The sequence below is a fragment of the Pseudogulbenkiania sp. NH8B genome, assembly GCF_000283535.1.
In the GTDB taxonomy this organism is placed as follows: domain Bacteria; phylum Pseudomonadota; class Gammaproteobacteria; order Burkholderiales; family Chromobacteriaceae; genus Pseudogulbenkiania; species Pseudogulbenkiania ferrooxidans.
Genome location: NC_016002.1, coordinates 2905745 through 2924654, shown reverse-complemented (window position 1 = coordinate 2924654; position 18910 = coordinate 2905745). Strand labels below are relative to the sequence as shown.

11 protein-coding genes are annotated in these 18910 nt (G+C 69.9%); 8 read left to right on the top strand and 3 right to left on the bottom strand.

Annotated features, from left to right (window positions below; genetic code table 11):
* Positions 1-43 precede the first annotated feature (43 nt).
* From NH8B_RS13395 to lon, 3 genes are read left to right on the top strand one after another with little or no spacing between them, the layout of a single operon-like run.
* The gene (locus NH8B_RS13395; RefSeq protein ID WP_014087778.1) at positions 44-4378 is read left to right on the top strand and encodes a DEAD/DEAH box helicase; all 4335 of its coding nucleotides are present in this window, start codon (positions 44-46) and stop codon (positions 4376-4378) included.
* A gap of 56 nt (positions 4379-4434) precedes the next feature.
* Positions 4435-4854: an Hsp20/alpha crystallin family protein gene (locus tag NH8B_RS13390; RefSeq protein ID WP_014087777.1), complete on the top strand. Its 420-nt coding sequence runs from the start codon at positions 4435-4437 to the stop codon at positions 4852-4854.
* Positions 4851-7280: an endopeptidase La gene (lon, locus tag NH8B_RS13385; protein ID WP_014087776.1), complete on the top strand. Its 2430-nt coding sequence runs from the start codon at positions 4851-4853 to the stop codon at positions 7278-7280. The genes NH8B_RS13390 and lon overlap by 4 nt, the downstream gene beginning before the upstream one ends.
* 133 nt (positions 7281-7413) lie before the next feature.
* Here lon and NH8B_RS13380 read toward each other — a convergent pair whose 3' ends face one another.
* On the bottom strand, positions 7414-8115 hold the full coding sequence (locus NH8B_RS13380; RefSeq protein WP_014087775.1) for a pirin family protein: 702 nt from the start codon (positions 8113-8115) through the stop codon (positions 7414-7416).
* Positions 8116-8506: 391 nt separating this feature from the next.
* Here NH8B_RS13380 and NH8B_RS13375 point away from each other — a divergent pair, with 391 nt between their 5' ends.
* A complete protein-coding gene (locus NH8B_RS13375) occupies positions 8507-8935 on the top strand; it encodes a hypothetical protein (protein ID WP_008954548.1) in 429 nt (142 codons plus the stop codon).
* A gap of 341 nt (positions 8936-9276) precedes the next feature.
* Positions 9277-11472, top strand: a complete 2196-nt coding sequence (locus NH8B_RS13370) for an FUSC family protein (protein WP_014087773.1) — start codon at positions 9277-9279, stop codon at positions 11470-11472.
* 46 nt (positions 11473-11518) lie between these two features.
* On the opposite strand, the gene NH8B_RS13365 is transcribed toward NH8B_RS13370, so the two are convergent.
* Complete coding sequence (locus tag NH8B_RS13365; RefSeq protein ID WP_014087772.1) at positions 11519-13057, bottom strand: CYTH and CHAD domain-containing protein; 1539 nt, start codon at positions 13055-13057, stop codon at positions 11519-11521.
* A 263-nt stretch (positions 13058-13320) separates the two neighbouring features.
* Between NH8B_RS13365 and NH8B_RS13360 the strand changes: the two genes are divergently transcribed.
* Genes NH8B_RS13360 through NH8B_RS13350 form a run of 3 tightly spaced genes read left to right on the top strand, consistent with a single transcriptional unit; the run spans position 13321 to position 17758 of the window.
* A complete protein-coding gene (locus tag NH8B_RS13360) occupies positions 13321-14136 on the top strand; it encodes a polysaccharide deacetylase family protein (RefSeq protein ID WP_051002163.1) in 816 nt (271 codons plus the stop codon).
* Positions 14133-15425, top strand: a complete 1293-nt coding sequence (locus tag NH8B_RS13355; RefSeq protein ID WP_041702983.1) for a putative glycoside hydrolase — start codon at positions 14133-14135, stop codon at positions 15423-15425. Before NH8B_RS13360 ends, NH8B_RS13355 begins: the two co-directional genes overlap by 4 nt.
* On the top strand, positions 15422-17758 hold the full coding sequence (locus NH8B_RS13350; RefSeq protein ID WP_014087769.1) for a serine hydrolase: 2337 nt from the start codon (positions 15422-15424) through the stop codon (positions 17756-17758). Before NH8B_RS13355 ends, NH8B_RS13350 begins: the two co-directional genes overlap by 4 nt.
* Before the next feature lie 18 nt (positions 17759-17776).
* Here NH8B_RS13350 and NH8B_RS13345 read toward each other — a convergent pair whose 3' ends face one another.
* Positions 17777-18907, bottom strand: coding sequence for an ABC transporter permease (locus tag NH8B_RS13345; protein WP_014087768.1), 1131 nt, complete (start codon positions 18905-18907; stop codon positions 17777-17779).
* Positions 18908-18910: the final 3 nt, after the last annotated feature.

Genomic DNA, 18910 nt, shown 5'->3' with positions numbered 1-18910 from the left:
CTGCACTACCATGAAAGCGTCCCCCTTTGCCGCGATGTGACGCGTGAACCCGCTTCCCTTCTTCCATCCCGCCGTGGCGCGCTGGTTCGTCGACACCTTCGCCACGCCCACCGCTGCCCAGGCGCAGGCCTGGCCGGTGATCCAGTCCGGCCGCCACGTGCTGATCGCCGCGCCGACCGGCTCCGGCAAGACGCTGGCCGCGTTTCTCGCCGCCATCGACGCGCTGGTGCGCGAGGGGCTCTCCGGCAGGCTGCCGGACGAGACGCAGGTGGTCTACGTCTCGCCGCTCAAGGCGCTGTCGAACGATATCCAGAAGAACCTGGAAACGCCGCTGGCCGGCATCCGCGACGCGCTCGCGGCCTGCGGCCTGCCCGAGGTGGACATCCGCACCCTGGTGCGCACCGGCGACACCCCGCAGGCGGAGCGCGAGAAGATGCGCCGCCGCCCGCCGCACATCGTGGTCACCACCCCGGAATCGCTCTACGTGCTGTTGGGGTCCGAATCGGGCCGCAGGATGCTCGCCACCACCCGCACCGTGATCGTCGACGAGATCCACGCCCTGGCGCCGAACAAGCGCGGCTCGCACTTGGCGCTGTCGCTGGAGCGGCTGGCGGCGCTGACCGGCGACCGGCTGGTGCGAGTCGGCCTGTCGGCCACGCAGAAGCCGATCGAGGAGGTGGCGCGCTTCTTGGTCGGGGCCGCAGCGGATGGCGGCCGCGCGCCGGACTGCACCATCATCGATACCGGCCACGCGCGGCGGCGCGACCTGGCGCTGGAGGTGCCGCTCTCGCCGCTCGAGGCGGTGATGTCGGGCGAGGTGTGGCAGCAGGTGTACGACCGGCTCGCCACGCTGATCGATGAGCATCGCACCACACTGGTGTTCGTCAACACGCGCCGCTTGGCCGAACGCGTCACGCGCCATCTGTCGGAGCGCCTGGGCGAGACGTTGGTGGCGGCGCATCACGGCAGTCTGGCGCGCGAGGCGCGGCTGGACGCCGAGCAGCGCCTCAAGCGCGGCGAGCTGCGCGCGCTGGTGGCCACCGCGTCGCTGGAACTCGGCATCGACATCGGCGACGTCGACCTGGTGTGCCAGCTCGGCTCGCCGCGCTCGATCTCGGCGTTTCTGCAGCGCGTCGGCCGCTCCGGCCACGCCGTGAGCGGCACCCCGAAGGGTCGGCTGTTCCCGCTGTCGCGCGACGACCTGGTGGAGTGCGCGGCGCTGCTCGACAGCGTGCGGCGCGGCGAACTCGACCATCTCGTCATCCCGCCGCAGCCGCTCGACGTGCTGGCGCAGCAGATCGTCGCCGAGGTGGCGGCGCAGGACTGGGGCGAGGACGCGCTGTACCTGCGCCTGCGCCGCGCCTGGCCCTACCGCGCCCTGGCGCCGGAGGATTACGGCGCGGTGCTCGCCATGTTGGCCGAAGGCTACAGCACCCGGCGCGGCCGCCACGGTGCGCTGATCCACCACGACGCGATCAACCGCGTGCTGCGCGGCCGGCGCGGTGCCCGGCTCACCGCGCTGACCAGCGGCGGCACCATCCCGGACACCGCCGACTATCAGGTGCTGCTGGAGCCGGAGAACCACATCATCGGCACCGTGAACGAGGACTTCGCGGTGGAAAGCGCGGCCGGCGATGTGTTCCAGCTCGGCAACAACTCCTACCGCATCCTGCGCATCGAGCGCGGCACGGTGCGGGTGGAGGACGCACACGGTCAGCCGCCCTCGATCCCGTTCTGGTTTGGCGAGGCGCCGGGACGCAGCGACGAGCTGTCGCAGGCGGTGGCGCGGCTGCGCGCCGAGGCCGCCGAGCGCTTGCGGCACGACCCGCAAGGCGCCACCGTGTTGCGCTGGCTGCTCGACGACCTGGGCCTCGGCGCGCCGGCCGCGCGTCAGCTGGTCGATTACCTGGCGGCGGCGCACGCCGCGCTGGGCTGCCTGCCGACGCTGGACACCCTGGTGTTCGAACGCTTCTTCGACGCCGTGGGCGGCATGCAGCTGGTGATCCACTCGCCGTACGGCAGCCGCGTCAACCGCGCCTGGGGGCTCGCCCTGCGAAAGCGCTTCTGCCGCAAGTTCAACTTCGAGCTGCAGGCCGCCGCCACCGAGGACAACATCGTGCTGTCGCTTACCACCGCGCACAGCTTCGATCTGGCCGAAGTGGCGCGTTATCTGCACTCGGCCAGCGCGCGCCTGGTGTTGATCCAGGCGCTGCTTGACGCGCCGATGTTCATCACGCGCTGGCGCTGGGTGGCCTGCATCGCGCTGGCGCTGCCGCGTTTTCGCGGCGGCAAGAAGGTGCCGCCGCAGCTGATGCGCATGAACGCCGAAGACCTGATCACGGCGATCTTCCCGGACCAGCTCGCCTGTGCCGAAAACCTGGTCGGCGAGCGCGAAATCCCCGACCATCCGCTGGTGCGCCAGACCCTGGCCGACTGCCTCACCGATGCCATGGACGTGGACGGCTTCGAGCGCCTGCTGGCCGGCCTGGAGTCCGGCGCCATCCGCGTCGAGGCGCGCGACCTGACCGAGCCCTCGCCGCTGGCGCTCGAGGTGCTCACCGCCAAGCCCTACGCCTTCCTCGACGACGCACCGCTGGAAGAGCGCCGTACCCAGGCGGTGATGAGCCGGCGCTGGCTCGACCCGGACACCGCCGCCGACCTCGGCCGGCTCGACCCGGCTGCCATCGCCCGGGTGCGCGAGGAAGCCTGGCCGGACCCCGCCAACGCCGACGAACTGCACGACGCGCTGGTGTGGCTGAGTTTCGTCACCGCGGCGGAAGTGGCGGCGCAGCCGGGCTGGGGCGAGTGGCTGGCGGCGCTGGCGAAACAGCGGCGCGTGGCGCGCGTGCAGCACAACGGCGCGGCGCTGTGGATCGCCGCCGAGCGGCTGAGCGCCTTCCGGGCGCTGTGGCCGCACCTTGAGCCGAAGCCGGCGATTGCCCCTCCGGAAGGCGAGCCCGAGCGCGATTGGACGCCGGACACCGCCCTGGTCGAGATCGTGCGCGGCCGGCTCGAAGGCCTGGGGCCGATGACCTGGCCAGTGTGCGCCGCCGCGCTGGGCGAAGACCCGGGCCGGGTACAAGGCGCGCTGCTGGCGCTGGAAAACGAGGGCTTCGCGCTGCGCGGGCGCTTCACCGCCGAGGCGGCGGACGACGAATGGTGCGAGCGGCGGCTGTTGGCGCGCATCCACCGCTACACCGTCAAGCAGCTGCGCGCCGAGATCGAACCGGTGGCCGCGCGCGATTTCCTGCGCTTCCTGTTCGACTGGCAGCACGTGGCCGCGGACTCGCGCATGGAAGGACCGGACGCGGTGGCGGCGGTGGCCACCCAGCTGGAAGGCTACGAGGCCCCGGCCGGCGCCTGGGAGACCGAGCTGCTGCCGGCGCGCATCCCGGCCTACGAGCCGGCCTGGCTGGACGACCTGTGCCTGGCCGGGCGCCTGTCGTGGGCGCGCCTGACGCCGCGCAGCGTTCAGCCGGACAAGGCCGGCAAGGGCGTGACGCCGGTGCGCACCACGCCGATCACGCTGTTCGCCCGGCGCAACGCCCAGCTCTGGACGCAACTCGCCGCCACCCCGGACGCGCCGCCGCTCAGCGGGCGTGCCCAGGCGGTGGCCGATTGCATCCGCCAGCACGGCGCCTCGTTCTTCGACGAACTGCGCGACGGCACGCACTTGCTGGGGGTGCAGGTGGAAGAGGCGCTGGCCGAGCTGGTGGCAGTCGGGCTGGTGAATGCCGACAGCTTCGGCGGCCTGCGCGCGCTGCTGGTGCCGTCCGAGCGGCGCCGCCCTAGCGGCGGCAGCACGCGCCGGCGCCACCACCGCACCGTGATGTTCGGCATGGAGGACGCCGGGCGCTGGGCGCTGGCGCGGCGCGGCGCGGCTTCGGCCAACCTTGACGAGGCGCTCGAGCACGTCGCGCGTACCCTGCTGCGCCGCTACGGCGTAGTGTTCTGGCGCGTGCTGGAGCGCGAGGCCGACTGGCTGCCGCCGTGGCGCGACCTGTTGCGCGTCTACCGCCGGCTCGAAGCGCGCGGCGACATCCGCGGCGGCCGCTTCGTCGCCGGTTTCTCCGGCGAGCAGTTCGCGCTGCCCGAGGCGGTGGGGCTGCTGCGCGAGGTGCGGCGCAAGCCGCCCACGGGCGAGTGGCTGTCGCTGTCCGGCGCCGACCCGCTCAACCTGGTCGGCATCCTGACCCCCGGACCCAAGCTCGCGGCGCTCACCGGCAACCGCGTGCTGTTCCGCGACGGCCTGCCGGTCGCCGTGTTCGCCGCCGGCGAGGTGCGTTACCTCGAAACCCTGGACGCGCAGGAGCAATGGAGCGCCCACAACGCGCTGTTGCGCCGCCACGTCCCCCCGATGCTGGCGGATTTTTCCTGACGCGGGAGCCGGCTTGAAAGCGGCGCCGCGAACGCCATTTACCCCCCATGGGAGGCATGAACACCATGAGATCACGCGACCTGATGTCCTGGATGTGGGGCGACGCCCTGTCCCTGCTGGAGCAGGCCGAGCGGCTGCACTGCCAGTTCTTTCGCAGCGGCCCGGCGCGCGCACCCTGCCTCGAGCCGCCGATCGACGTGGTGGAGAGCGAGGACGCCATGATCGTCTACGTCGCCCTGCCGGGGGTGCCCGCGGCGGCCATCGTCGTGGCGTTCGAGCCGGGCGGGGTCACGGTGGCGGCGGAGCGGCGCTTCCCCGCCACCCGGGCGGCCCATATCCACCGCATCGAAATTCCCTACGGACGCTTCGAGCGCCACATCCCGCTGCCCCTGCACATCCTCGAGCCGGCCCCGCCGGAACTGGTGGATGGTTGCCTGGTATTGACCTTCAGAAAAGTAAGGGAGGTTCCACGATGAAGCACTGGCCCAAACAGCAGCACATGCGTGCCGACGAGACCCCCGGGGCGTCCGCCGGCACCCATCCGCCGGCCGCGGCGCCGCTTGCCGCCGGCAGCAAGCGTCTGCCGGAGGACGCGATGATCCTCATCCCGCTGCGCAGCGCGGTGCTGTTTCCCGGCGTGCTGTCGCCGGTGACGGTCGGGCGAGCCTCCTCGATCGCGGCGGCGCAGGAGGCCGCGAAGAACGAGCTGCAGGTGGGCTTCCTGCTGCAGCGCGACCCGCAGAAAGTCGAAGTCGGGCCTTCCGATCTCTATTGGGTGGGTACCGCCGGGCTGATCGCGCGCTACATCACCGGCAAGGAAGGGGCCGATCACCTCGTGGTGCAGGGGCTGTCGCGCTTCCAGGTGCTGGAATTCCTCGAGGGCTGGCCCTTTCTCGTGGCGCGGGTGGCGCTGATCGCCCAACCGGAGATGATGACGCCGGAGATCGAGGCGCGTTTCCTGCAGCTCAAGGAACGCGCGATCGAGGCGATCGGCCTGCTGCCCCATATGCCGGACGAGCTGAGCGACGTGGTGCGCGGCATCGACTCGCCGGCGGCCCTGGCCGACATGGTGGCCAACCTCATCGACGTCAAGGTCGAGGAAAAGCAGGACATCCTGGAAACCTTCGACCTCTTGCGCCGCCTCGACAAGGTGCTGGCGCTGCTGTCGGCGCGGGTGGAGGTGCTCAAGCTCTCGCGCGAGATCGGCGAGAAGACGCGCGCGCAGTTCGACGAGCGCCAGCGCGAGCACATGCTGCGCGAGCAGATGCGGCAGATCCAGAAGGAACTCGGCGAGGACGAGGAGAGCGCGGTCGAAATCGAGGAACTGAAGCAGGCCGTCGCCACGGCCGGCATGCCGCCCGAGGTGCAGAAGCATGCCGAGAAGGAACTGAAGCGGCTGCAGCGCGTGGGCGAGGGCGGCACCGAGTACGCCATGCTGCGCACCTACCTGGAGTGGCTGACCGAGCTGCCGTGGAAAGCGGAGGCGCCGCAGCCGATCGACATCGCCGCCGCGCGGCGCGTGCTGGACGAGGATCATTTCGGGCTGGACAAGATCAAGCGGCGCATCCTGGAGTACCTCGCGGTGCGCAAGCTCAAGCCGGAGGGCAAGAGCCCGATCCTGTGCTTCTCCGGCCCGCCCGGCGTGGGCAAGACCTCGCTCGGCCAGTCCATCGCCCGCGCCACCGGCCGCGCCTTCCAGCGCGTCGCCCTGGGCGGCCTGCACGACGAGGCGGAAATCCGCGGGCACCGGCGCACCTACATCGGCGCCTTGCCCGGCAACATCATCCAGGCGCTGCGCCGCTCCGGCACCACCCACACCGTGCTGATGCTCGACGAGATCGACAAGCTCGGCGCCGGCGGCTTCCATGGCGACCCGGGCAGCGCGCTCTTGGAAGTGCTCGATCCGGAGCAGAACCGCACGTTCCGCGACAACTACCTGGGGGTGGATTTCGACCTGTCGCGGGTCATGTTCGTCTGCACCGCGAACGTGCTCGACACCATCCCCGGGCCCTTGCGCGACCGCATGGAGATCATCCAGCTTCCCGGTTACACCGAGGAGGAGAAGCTCGAGATCGCGCGCCGTTACCTGGTGCGGCGCCAGCTCGAGGCCAACGGCCTGACGGCCGAGCAGGCCGGCGTCACGGAGGCGGCGCTGAGCGCCATCGTGCGCGACTACACGCGCGAGGCCGGGGTGCGCAACCTGGAACGCGAGCTGGGTTCGGTGCTGCGCCGCGTGGCGATGCGCATCGCCGAAGGCGAGGCCGAGCGCGTCACGGTGGATGCCCCGGACCTGGCCGACATCCTCGGCCCGCAGCGCTACGAGAGCGAAGTGGCGCTGCGCACCAGCCTGCCTGGCGTGGCCACGGGGCTGGCCTGGACGCCGGTGGGCGGCGACATCCTGTTCATCGAGGCCAGCAAGGTGCCGGGCAGCGGGCGTCTGATCCTCACCGGCCAACTGGGCGAGGTCATGAAGGAATCGGCGCAGGCGGCGCTGACCCTGGCCAAGCTCTGGACCGGCGATTCGCTCGTCGGCATCGACGTGCACGTGCACGTGCCGGCCGGGGCAACACCCAAGGACGGGCCCAGCGCCGGGGTGGCGATGTTCCTCGCCCTGGTGTCGCTGTTGACCGACAAGCCGGTACGCTCCGACGTGGCGATGACCGGCGAGGTGAGCCTGCGCGGGCTGGTGCTGCCGATCGGCGGCGTGAAGGAGAAGACGCTGGCCGCCTTGCGCGCCGGCATCCACACCGTGATGCTGCCGCGCCGCAATCAGAAGGATCTGGAGGACGTGCCCGCCGAGGCGCGCGCGAAGCTGCAATTCGTCTTGCTCGACCGGGTCGAGGACGCGGTGCGTTTTGCGATAGGGGACGTCGCGCCAGCCCGTCAGGACAGCGCAGGTTGATGTCGTCCAGCGTGCCGGCGACATGGCCGGGGCGTGTTCGGACGAGATTTGCCGGATGCCGCGCCCCGTGGCGCCGCATCCGGCGGTTTGGTGAAAACAGCGGCGGGGCGGGGCAGTGCTTCCCGCCTGGCGCTTACGGCACCATGTCGAAGAACAGCACCTCGGCCGCTTCGCCCTCGCTCAGCAGCAAGCGCGAATCGCCCTGTACCTTGACGCCATCGCCGGCCTGCAAGGGATAGCCGTCCAGCTTCACGCTGCCGCGCGCCACGTGGATATAGCCCAGGCGCGGCGCCGTCTGCACCCACTCGACCTGCTCCTCGCCGTCGATCAGGGCGCTGTAGATCGCCACGTCCTGGTGAATGCTCAGCGAGCCGTCGCGGCCGTCCGGCGATACCAGCAGGCGCAGCTTGCCGCGCTTTTCCTCTGCCTCGAAACGGCGCTGCTGGTAGCTCGGACGCAGGCCGTTCTGCTCCGGCATCACCCAGATCTGCAGGAAATGCACCGGCTCCCGGTCCGAATGGTTGAATTCGCTATGGGCGATGCCGGTGCCGGCGCTCATCAGCTGCACGTCGCCCGGCACGATCACCGAGCCGGTGCCCAGGGTGTCCTTGTGCTCCAGCGCGCCTTCCAGCACATACGAGATGATCTCCATGTCGCGGTGCCCGTGGGTGGGAAAGCCGCCGCCGCCGGCCACGGTGTCGTCGTTGATGACCCGCAGCGGCCCCCAGCCCATGTGGTTGGGGTCGAAATAGCTGGCAAAGGAGAAGGTGTGGTAGCTATTCAGCCAGCCGTGGTCGGCATGTCCCCGTTCGTTCGCTTTCCTGACGTTCAGCATGATCGGCTCCTGTTGGTGGGGCGGTATCGGCCCCGATTCATCATGGCTGTCAGTATGAGCGTTATTTTTTCGATTGAATAACGCAAAAAATACGGCTATTTAATCTGATTTTTAGATGTGTTGTGCCGCGACAAGGCTGGACCCGGCGCTGCGCCTCGTCGCGCGGCAGGCCGGGCAGCGCAACCGTGAGCTCGACTTCGCTCCCGAACCCGTCCGGGAGGGTGCCGCTTTGCGCGTGTCTTGCCAGGCGGCAGCGCCGGCGCGCGGGGAACGTTATGCGCCGATCACAATCTATGCAAGTAGCGATGCCGTCAGCTAAGTCTTAGACTGGGATGGATTGGAGATGTCCGTCACCCGGCGTTTTGCACCACAGCTCAAGGAAAGGACTTTGATGAAAAAGCTCTTGCTAGCCTCGCTATTCGCCGCGGCAACCTCCTCGGCGCTGGCTGCCGATGTCGGGGTATCGATCAGCATCGGCGATCCTAATTTCTACGGCCAGATCGACATCGGCAACTTCCCGCGGCCTGCCGTCATCTATGCGGAACCCGTCATCATCCGGCGCTCGCCCGTGGTGTATGAACCGATCTACCTGCGCGTTCCCCCCGGCCATGCCAAGCACTGGCGCCAGCACTGCGCCGAATACCGCGCCTGCGGCCGGCCGGTGTATTTCGTGCGGGACGAGTGGTACAACGACGTCTACGCGCCACGCTACCGTCGGCACGACTACGACCGCCGCGATGGCCGCCGCGACGAGCGCCGTTACCCCGGTAACGAGCACGGCCACGGCCATGGCAAGGGGAAATGGCAAGAGGACCGCTAACCCCGCCGAAAACACCCGCTCGCTCGCAGCGGGTGTTTTTTGACGCCCCATACCGCTTTGCCCGGACCCACCTCTCGATACGACGTCTCCGCGGCCGCCATCCCGGCACCGCATCCGGACCGCATCGTCAGGTGGCGTCGCCCATGCTTGTCGCCGCCCGTGGATCGCCTCGGGCGCGGCGGCGATCTTGCGGCCTTCTCCTGACCCGTTGCTGTGCGTGATCCAATCAGGGTATAACCCAACGAACCAAGAACAACCCGGACGAGGGTGTCGCTGCCGCTGCCCGGACGGATGTCCTCCGCCGTCGTACCCGGCGCCAGGGTGGCCGATTGACATTGACCATGCAGATACCCCCCTCATTTTTGCGCCGCCACCAGGCCATCCTGCGCGTTGCGTTCAGCTATTACGTGGCCAACGGCCTGTCGGCGGCGCTGGGCCTGTTGCTGATATCGGGCGTGGTGCATCTGACGCTGGGTGCGTTTGCCGCCTCCGCCGCGTCCGTCGGCGTCATCGTCTGCATTCCGCCCGACCAGGCCGGTCCCAAGCGCGGAAAATTCTTCCATCTGCTGCCGGCGGCGCTGATCGGCGTGCCGCTGTTCTTCGGCGTGCAAGTGCTGCATGCCTCGCCGCTTTACCTGGGGCTGCTGCTGGTGCCGGCCAGCTTCATCGCCTTTCTCGCCGCGGCATGGGGCAAGCGCGGCCTGCCGATCTCGATTTCAGCCATGTTCGCGATGGTGTTCTCGATGGCGGCGCCGGCCCACAGCCACAGCGCCACGGCGCTCAGCAGCACCCTGTATTTCGCCCTCGGGGCCGGGGCGTACGTGGTGTACGCCACACTTGCCCACGCCTTGCTCAACCCGTTCTACCGCGTGCAGATGTTGGCCGAAACCTTGTTGGCGCTGGGCACGCTGATGCGCACCCAGGCGCAGCAGTTCGCCCCGGCGGGCCGTGGCGAGGAGGGCGGACGCATGCCTCTGATCGGGCGCCTGCTGCGCGAGCAGGCGGCGCTGGCCGACCAGCTGCAAGCGGCGCGCGACATCCTGCTCGAATCGCCGCGCACCGCGCGCCGGCAGCAATTGGCGGGCATGCTGATGCAGGCGCTGGAAATGCGCGACCACCTGCTCGCTTGCGAACTCGATCTCGATACGCTGAAGACGCATCCCGGCCACGCCCTGGTGCTGGACGAGCTGCGCGAGGTGCTCAACGCCCTGGCCGACGAAATCGACGCGCTGGCCGATGCCATGCTCTACCGGCGCCAGCCGGCGTTGTTTGCCAGCCACCGCCCGCGGTTGGCGGCCCTGCATTGGGCGGAGGAGGAGGCGGCGTTGCCGGGTGGTGTTGCCACGCCGTCGCCGGCGGTGCTGGCGCGCGGCCTGGCCAACCGTATCGGCAATATGAACGACGAAACCCTGCGCCTGATCGCGCTGGCGCGCGGCGAGGCCGAGCCCGACCTCGACGTGGTGCGGGCCGCCTGGCGGATGTTCGTGAGCCCGACCGCCTGGTCGTGGCGGCCGTTCACCGCCTTGTGGCGTTGGGATGCGCCGCCGCTGCGCCACGCCATCCGCGCCGCGCTCGCCATCGGCAGCGCCTACGCCCTGTCGCTGGCACTGCCGTGGGGGACGCACGACTACTGGATTTTGCTCACCATCGTGGTGGTGCTGCGCGGCAGCTTCGCCCAGACCCTGGAGCGGCGTGACAGCCGCGTGGCGGGCACCCTGCTGGGGTGCCTGCTGGCCGGGGCCTTGCTGGCGACGCATGCGTCGCCGTTGCTGCTGCTGGTGGTCGTGACGCTGGCGCAGGCGGTGGCGCACGCCTTCGCCATCAAGCGCTATCTCATCACCGCCGTGGCCGCCACCGTGCTGGGCCTGGTGCAGGCGCACCTGCTCAATGCCGGTAGCAGCCCGGCGTTTGCCGTGGTCGAGCGTATCGCCGACACGTTGCTGGGGGTCGCCATCGCCTGGTCGTTCAGCTACGTGCTGCCCTCGTGGGAGCGTACCCAGATTCCCAAGTTGGTGGCGCGCACCATGGCGGCCCAGGCGCGCCACGCCCGCGTGGCGCTGGGGCTGGGGCAATTGCAGTCGGTGGACAACGAGCCGGAACTGGAATGGCGGCTGGCCCGGCGCGAGGCCTACGACAGCCTCTCGGCCCTGGTTCAGGCCACCCAGCGCTCGCTCGCCGAACCGCGCGCGGTGCGCCCGGCGCTGGAGCCGCTGGGCCGCTTGCTGGCGCACAGCTACCAGTTGCTGGCCCAGCTCACCGCCGTCAAGAGCATGTTGCTGATGCGGCGCGAGCGCCTCAACCTGGAGCAGGTCCGCCCGGCCTTGCAACAAGCGGCCGCCAGCATCGGCGATGCCCTGGCGGGCAGCCAAGCCATGAGCACCATCCCGGAGGCGCTGCTTCCGGAGCCGGCGGCCTTGCCCGATCCGTTTGTGCATGACCTCAGCCTGTGGCTGCTGCGCCGGCTGGACTTGGCCGTGGGCATCTCACTGCAATTGCGCGACGACGCCCGCCACGCGCTGCGCCAGCCTCCCGCGTAGCGCCTGTCGGCAGCGAGCCCGGACCGTCCACCGGGGCAGGACCGTGTCAGCGCCGCCGCTTGGCGGCGTCGGCGCGGCGCCAGAAGGCCGGGGTGTTTTGCAGCTGTTTCAGCACGCCGGGCAGCTGCTGCTCGGCGTGGTGGGCGCCGTGGGCAAGCCAGCCGGCCACCAGGCCGCCGGCATGTTGAAGTGCGGCATCCTTGGTCAGGGTCTGCGCCAGCAGGGCCTGCGCCGCCACGCTGTCGTTCATGTCGCCGAGGATTTGCTGCAGGGCCTGCAGCCGCTCCAGGTAGCGCGCCACGCGCTTGGGCGGGTAGAGCGGGGAGAAAAACTCGGCGCTGTAACGCAGTTTCTTGGCGCGTTTGCGCAGCTCGTGGCGCTGTTCCTGGCTCAGCGCGACCCAGTCGCGGGCGAGGCGGACAAACGGCCGCCAGCGTTGCTGCAAGGCGTGGCGGGCGAAGTCGCGCAGTGGCTGCGCCTTGCTCTTGGGACGGGGCGCCGGCTGATTCAGCCAGGCCAGGAGGCGCAACTGCAAGCGGCCGTGGCGGGGCGAGATCACGGCGGCATGTGCCTCGCGGCGACACCGTTCGCGTTGACCATGTAGGGCGGTCTTGAGGGGGGCGAAATCGGTATCCGGCGCCAGGGCGGCTTCGATGCCGGGCAGCGTCTCGCCCAGAAACACGTCCAGATCCCGCACCCGGCCCAACAAGGTGGCCAGCCACTGCACGTCCGTCATGATGCTCTGCCATTCGTCGCCGGCAGTGAGCGGGGCGAAGGCCTTCCGGGCCGAACGCAGCCGGCGCAACGCCACGCGCGCTTGATGGACGCATTCCATGTCGTCGTGATCGAGCAGGCCCGGCACGTTGGCCTGTAGGTGGCGCAGGGTTTCCTGCACGATCATCTTGAGGGCGCGATGCGGCGTCTGTTTGCCCCGCACGGGCGGCAGCCGCGCCTTCGACGCGGCCGGCGATGAGGCGGTGCGGCACAAGGCATAGCCGTGCTCGGCCTTGCTTTGCGGATCGGGGATCAAGGGCAGGGTGCCGGCCATCTGCAGCGCCAGATCGAACACGGCCTGGACGTGGCCCTGTTTCAGCTCGATCTCGACCTCGTTGAGTTTCATGCTCCGGGCCTGGCCCCGGATCGTGCCCTGGTCCAGGCACACTTCCAGAATGTTGCCCCCGGCGTCGCGCAGCATCCAGCGGGTGCGCTTGATGTCGGTGCGGAACAGCGGCGCGAGCGCGCTGGCGACGTCCTCCCGGGTCAACAGCTGCCGGATCGTGCGCTTGGCAATCCGCTCCGGCTCGAGGGCTTCCCCGCTGACCTCCGTTTCCAGTTCCTGGCGCCGGTGCAGGCCGCCGCCCGCTTGTTCGCCCAGCTTCACCGTCTGCAGCCAGCGGTCGCCGGCACGGCGCAGCCGCAGCCCGATATCGCGCTGCGCCAGCGTCAGGGTGGGCGTGTCGTAGTAGATGCTGAGCAACTGTTCGGTGACCGGGGTGGCAGCGGCGGCATGTTGCGCCATCCAGCGCCGGAACGCGGCATTCCGGTTGGGGAGGAGCCGAAGCTTGAGTTCGGTTTCTAGCGCCATCGGCAACGGCTTTCTCGTGAATCGGAGTGGGGGCATTCTGAATCTTAGGCGAGGCGCGCGTGGCATGGCGGGCAGAACGTTGCGGAAGAGTGGGGCGGGGCGCGGGGCGCCTGTACTTCCGAGCGGCGAAGCGTTATAGCTGAAATGCCGTCCCGGCCGAGGGGGCAGGGGCATGGCGGGTTGTCGGCTTGTGCGGCGGGCTCGTCACCCGGCAGGTCGGCCTGTCGCACGCCGAGACGAGCCAACAATGCGGATGGTTTTTCATGACTCAGCGACTACGGCGCCTTGCCTGGCGGTACGGTGTGCTCGCCGCACTGGCCGGCCCGGTCATGGCGAGCCAGGCGGAATGGCGTGTGCCGATTCTGGTCTACCACCGTTTCGCGGCCACCGTGACCGACAGCATGACCGTGCGCAGCGCCACCTTCGAGGACCATCTGCGTGTGCTGCGCAGCCAGGGCTACTCGGTGATTCCACTGCATGATCTGCTGGACTACCTCTACGGGCGCCGCGCCGGCTTGCCGGCCAAGGCAGTGGTGATTACCGCCGATGACGGCCATCGTTCGGTGTATCAGGTGATGTACCCGCTAGCGCGGCGCTACCGGGTGCCGGTGACGCTGTTCATCTATCCGAGCGCCATTTCCAACGCCAGTTACGCGCTGACCTGGGACGAGTTGCGCCGCATGCAGCAAAGCGGCGGGGTCGATGTCCAGTCGCACAGCTATTGGCACCCGAATTTCGTGCAGGAGCGGCGGCGCTTGAGCCCACAGGCGTATCGGCAACTGGTGCGGCAGCAGCTGCTGCGGCCCCGGCAGGTGATAGAAAAGCAGCTGGGACACAAGGTGGACCTGCTGGCCTGGCCGTTCGGCCTCTACGACGCCGAGTTGATGCAGGAGGCGCAAACCGCCGGCTACCTAGCGGCGTTCTCGCTCGAGGCGCGGCCGGTGACATGGCGGGACTCCCTGTGGGCGCTGCCTCGTCTGCTGATGGTGGATGCCTACGACGCCAAGACCTTCGCGGCGCTGTTGAAAAAGAACAGCCAGCCCGAGTCGTCTGCCTCTCACGCCGGGTCGCGGCCATGATGCCGCGCCTGTTCGTGCTGTTGGGGCTCGTGCTCTGCCTGGGCGCCGAGCCGGCACTCGGCCTGGCGGGGATGGTGGTCGATGCCGTCACCCAGGCGCCGCTGGCGGGGGTGAGCGTGACCACGGCGCAAGGCGTGGTGAAGAGCGATGGTGCCGGGCGCTTCCGGCTGGCGCTGCCGGCGGCCTCGCTGTCGCTGCGCGCCGCCGGGTATCGCCGCCGCCAGCTCGCCGTGGCGCCCGGGACGGCGACGTTGACGGTCGCCCTGCAACCCTTTCGCCCCAAGGCGCTCTACCTGTCGTTTTACGGTGTCGGCAGCACCCGGCTGCGCGGCGCTGCGCTGCGGCTGATCGAGCGCACCGAACTCAACGCGCTGGTTATCGACGTCAAGGGCGACCGCGGCCAGATCGCGTTCCCGAGTCCGATTCCCGAGCGCGCCGGGCTGGGGCCGCAGAAGGTGGTTCCGGTGCGCGACATGGCGGCGCTGGTGCGCCAGCTGCAGCAGCGCGGCGTGTACCTGATCGCCCGCATCGTGGTGTTCAAGGACCAGCCGTTCGCCTCGGCCTATCCCGCGCTGGCGGTGCACGAGGCGGCGGGCGGCGTGTGGCACGACCGGGAAGGGATGGCCTGGAGCGACCCGTTCTCTCCCGAGGTGTGGCGCTACAACCTCGACATCGCCGAGGCCGCGGCCCGGCTCGGCTTCGACGAAATCCAGTTCGATTACCTGCGTTTTCCCGATACGGCCGGGCTGGTGTTTTCCCGTCCCAACACCCGCGACAACCGGGTCGGTGCGATCCTGGGGTTCCTGACGGCGGCGCGCCAGCGCCTGGCGCCCCACAACGTGTTCGTGGCGGCCGACGTGTTCGGCTACGTGTGCTGGAACGAAAACGATACCTTCATCGGGCAGCAGATCGAGCGCCTGGGGGCGGTGGTCGACTACCTCTCCCCGATGCTGTACCCGTCCGGCTTTACCTGGGGCATCCCCGGCTACCGCAACCCGGTGGCCAGCCCGGGTGAGATCGTCGAGCGCTCGCTGCGCCGGGCGATGGCGCGCACCGCCTTGCCGGGCGTGCGCTTCCGTCCCTGGCTGCAGTCTTTCCGCGACTACGCCTTCGACCGGCGCCCCTTCGGGGCCAGGGAGATCCGCGCCCAGATTGACGCCGCCGAGGCGGTGGGCAGCGGGGGCTGGATGCTGTGGAACCCGCGCAACCAGTACAGCGAGGCCGGCTTGAAGCTGCGCGCCGCAGCGCCTCCTGTGCCAGCGGTGCCCGCGCCAGGAGGACGGCCATGAGGTGGTGGCGGTCGTTCCTGCTGGCGTTGTGGCTGGCTCCCGTGCTCGCGGCGACGCCGCCGTCGTGGGCGCCGCTGGAGGCGGCGGTGCGTGCCCAGATTCTGGCCGGGCGCATGCCGGGGGCGGTGGTCGTGGTGGGCGATGCCGGCGGCGTGCGCTACCGCCAGGCCTTCGGCTCGCGCGGGCCGGCGGGCGAGCGCATGACGGAAGACAGTATTTTCGACCTGGCCTCGCTGACCAAGGCCGTCGCCACCACCACCGCGGTGCTGCAACTGGTGGAGCGGCACTGGCTGGCGCTGGATGCCCCGGCCGCCCGCTATTGGCCGGCGTTTGCCTCGCATGGCAAGGACACCATCACGCTGCGGCAGTTGCTGGCGCACACCTCGGGCCTGCCGGTTGGACTAAACCTGAGCGGCCAGGGGGTGGACCGGGAGGAGATGCTGCGCCGCATCGTGGCGACCCGGCGGGTGGCCGAACCGGGCAGCAAGGTGCTCTACAGCGACATCAATTTCGAGGTGCTGGGGGTGCTGGTGGAGCGCGTCAGCGGCCAGCCGCTGGACGTCTACTGCCAGCGCCATATCTTCCAGCCGCTCGGCATGCGCGACACCGGGTTTCTGCCGACGGCGGAGCGCTGGCCGCGCATTGCGCCGACCCGGCCTGCTTCGGCCAACCTTGCGCGCGGACGGGTGCACGATCCGGCGGCGCAGCACATGGGCGGGGTGTCCGGGCACGCCGGCCTGTTCGCCAGCGCCGACGACCTGGCGCGCTTCGCCCGCGCGCTGCTCAACGACGGCCACCTGGGCTGGCAGCGCATCCTGCGGCCGCAGAGCGTGGCGCTGCTGTTCCAGCCTCAGTCGCCCACCGAGGCGCCGCACTGGCGCGGCATCGGCTGGGCGCTGGAGGCGCCGCTGGTGGCCAACCGCGACGCCCTGGCCCCGGTCGGCATGATCGGCCACACCGGCTTCACCGGCACCGGGCTGTGGATCGACCGTGTCACGCAACGCTTCCTGATCGTTCTGAGCAACCGGGTTTATCAGGAGGGCAGCGGCGACGCCCAGCCGCTGCGGCACCAGCTGCTGGCGCTGCTGGCCAGCCTGGAGCCGCCCAGGCCGCCCGCCGCCATTGCCGCCGACCCGGTGCTGGCCGCTGCCGCCGTGCCGCCGCCGCCGCTCCTTCCGGCCGATGAGCGCCCCAGGGTGGAAACCGGCATCGACGTGCTCGAAGCGCAGGCGTTTGCGCCGCTGGCGGGCCTGCGTGTCGGCCTGATCACCAACCTGAGCGGGGTGGACGGACGGGGCTGGCGCACCCTTGACCGCCTGCGCTGGGCGCCGGGGGTGACGCTGGCGGCGGTCTTCAGCCCGGAGCACGGCGTTTACGGCGACCAGGAAGGGCAGGTCGCGTCGCAGACCGAGCCGTTCTCCGGCCTGCCCGTGTACAGCCTGTACGGTGCGACGCGGCGTCCGACGCCCGCCATGCTGGCGGGGCTCGACGCGCTGGTGTTCGACATCCAGGATGCCGGGGTGCGCTTCTACACTTTCGCCAGCACCCTGGGCTACGCCATGGAGGCGGCCGCGGCGCAGGGCCTGCGTGTTTTCGTGCTGGACCGGCCCAACCCGCTGGGGGCCGAACAGGTCGACGGCCCGCTGCTCGACGACGACCTGACCTCGTTCACCGGCTATTTCCCGCTGCCGCTCCAGCACGGCATGACCCTGGGCGAGCTGGCGCGCCTGTTCAACGCCGAAAAACGGCTGGGCACCGAACTCACGGTGGTCGCCATGCAGGGCTACCGCCGTGCCATGCGCTTCGAGGAGACCCGGCTGTCGTGGCTGCCGCCGTCGCCCAACCTGCGCACACTGAGTGAGGTGCGGCTCTACCCCGGCGTGGCGCTGCTGGAGGGGGCCAACGTCAGCGTCGGGCGCGGCACCGAGCGGCCCTTCGAATGGCTGGGCGCACCGTGGATCGACGGCGCGGGGTTGGCCGAAGAACTAAACGCCCGCGCCATCCCCGGGGTGCGTTTCGAGCCGGCCGAATTCGTCCCGGACGACAGCCTCTACCGCGGCGAGCGCTGCCAGGGCGTGCGCCTCATCGTCACCGACCGCCAGGCACTGCGCGCGCCGCTGCTGGGGATCGAGCTGATCGCGGCACTGCAGCGGCGCTACCCGCAGCGCTTCGAACTCGCCCAGACGCTGGGCATGGTCGGTTCGCGCCAGGTGCTGGCGGCGCTGCAACGGGGCGAGGACCCGCGCCGCATCGAGGCCGACTGGCAGCCCGCGCTGCAGCGTTTCCGCGAGTTGCGCGAGCGCTATCTGCTGTACGACGGGGCGGCGCCATGACGCGGCACAACGGCGCCGTCAGCGCTGCGTCTGGGTGACGGCTCGGCGAAAGCGGGACAGCGCACCGACGAAAAACACCAGGCCGATTGCGGCGATGGCGAGCAGGTCCGGCCACACCACGTCCAGCCCGGCTCCCCGGTACAGGATGGCCTGGGCCAGCTTGACGAAGTAGGTGGTCGGCGCGCCCAGCATGATGTCCTGCACCGGCAGCGGCATGCTCTCGCGCGGCGTGGCGCCGCCCGAGAGCAGTTGCAGCGGGATGATGGTGAGGATGATGAGCAGGCCCAGCTGCGGCATCGAGCGCGCCAGCGTGCCGAGGAAGATGCCGATCGAGGCCGCCGAGAACAGATACAGCGCGGCGCCGGCCAGGAACAGCGGCACCGACCCGGCGATGGGCACCCGCAGCACCTGCTGCACCACCACCGTCAGCGCGAAGGTGACGCCGATCAGCACCGCCAGCCCGTTGGCCCAGACCTTGGCCGCCATGATCTCGAACGGCGTCAGCGGCATCACCAGCAGATGCTCGAGCGTGCCGTGCTCGCGCTCGCGGAGGAAGGCGGCGCCGACCAGGATGATGGTGAGCATGGTGACGTTGTTGATGGCCTCCATCACGCCGCCGAACCAGACCCCGGTGAGGTTGGGGTTGAAGCGCGCGCGCGTGGTGAGGCGGATGGCGGGCGCGCTCTGCCGGTTGGGCGCCAGGTACGCCGCGATCTCGCCGGCGGCGATGTTGGTGATGTAGCTGGAGCCGATGAAGGCCTGGCTGACGATGGTGGCGTCGACGTTGAGCTGCAGCTCCGGGGGGCGGCCGGCGTTCAGGTCGCGCTGGAAATTGGGCGGGATGACCAGCACGAAGGAGTAGCGCCCCTGGTCCATGACGGGGTCGATCTCGGCCTCGCCGATCAGGACCGGTTTCTTGAAATAGGGCGGGTAGAGCGCCTCGACGATGCGCTGCGACAGCGGCGAGCGGTCGCCATCCACCACCGCCACCGGAGCGTTGTGCAGCTCCTGCGAGACCCCGGTGGCGGCCTCGTAGATCGCCCCCGAGAACGACCAGACGATGAGTAGCAGCAGCACCTTGTCCGAGAGCAGGCTGCGCAGTTCCTTGACCCCCAGGCGGTAGATGTTGGCGAGCGTGCGCAGCGACATGGC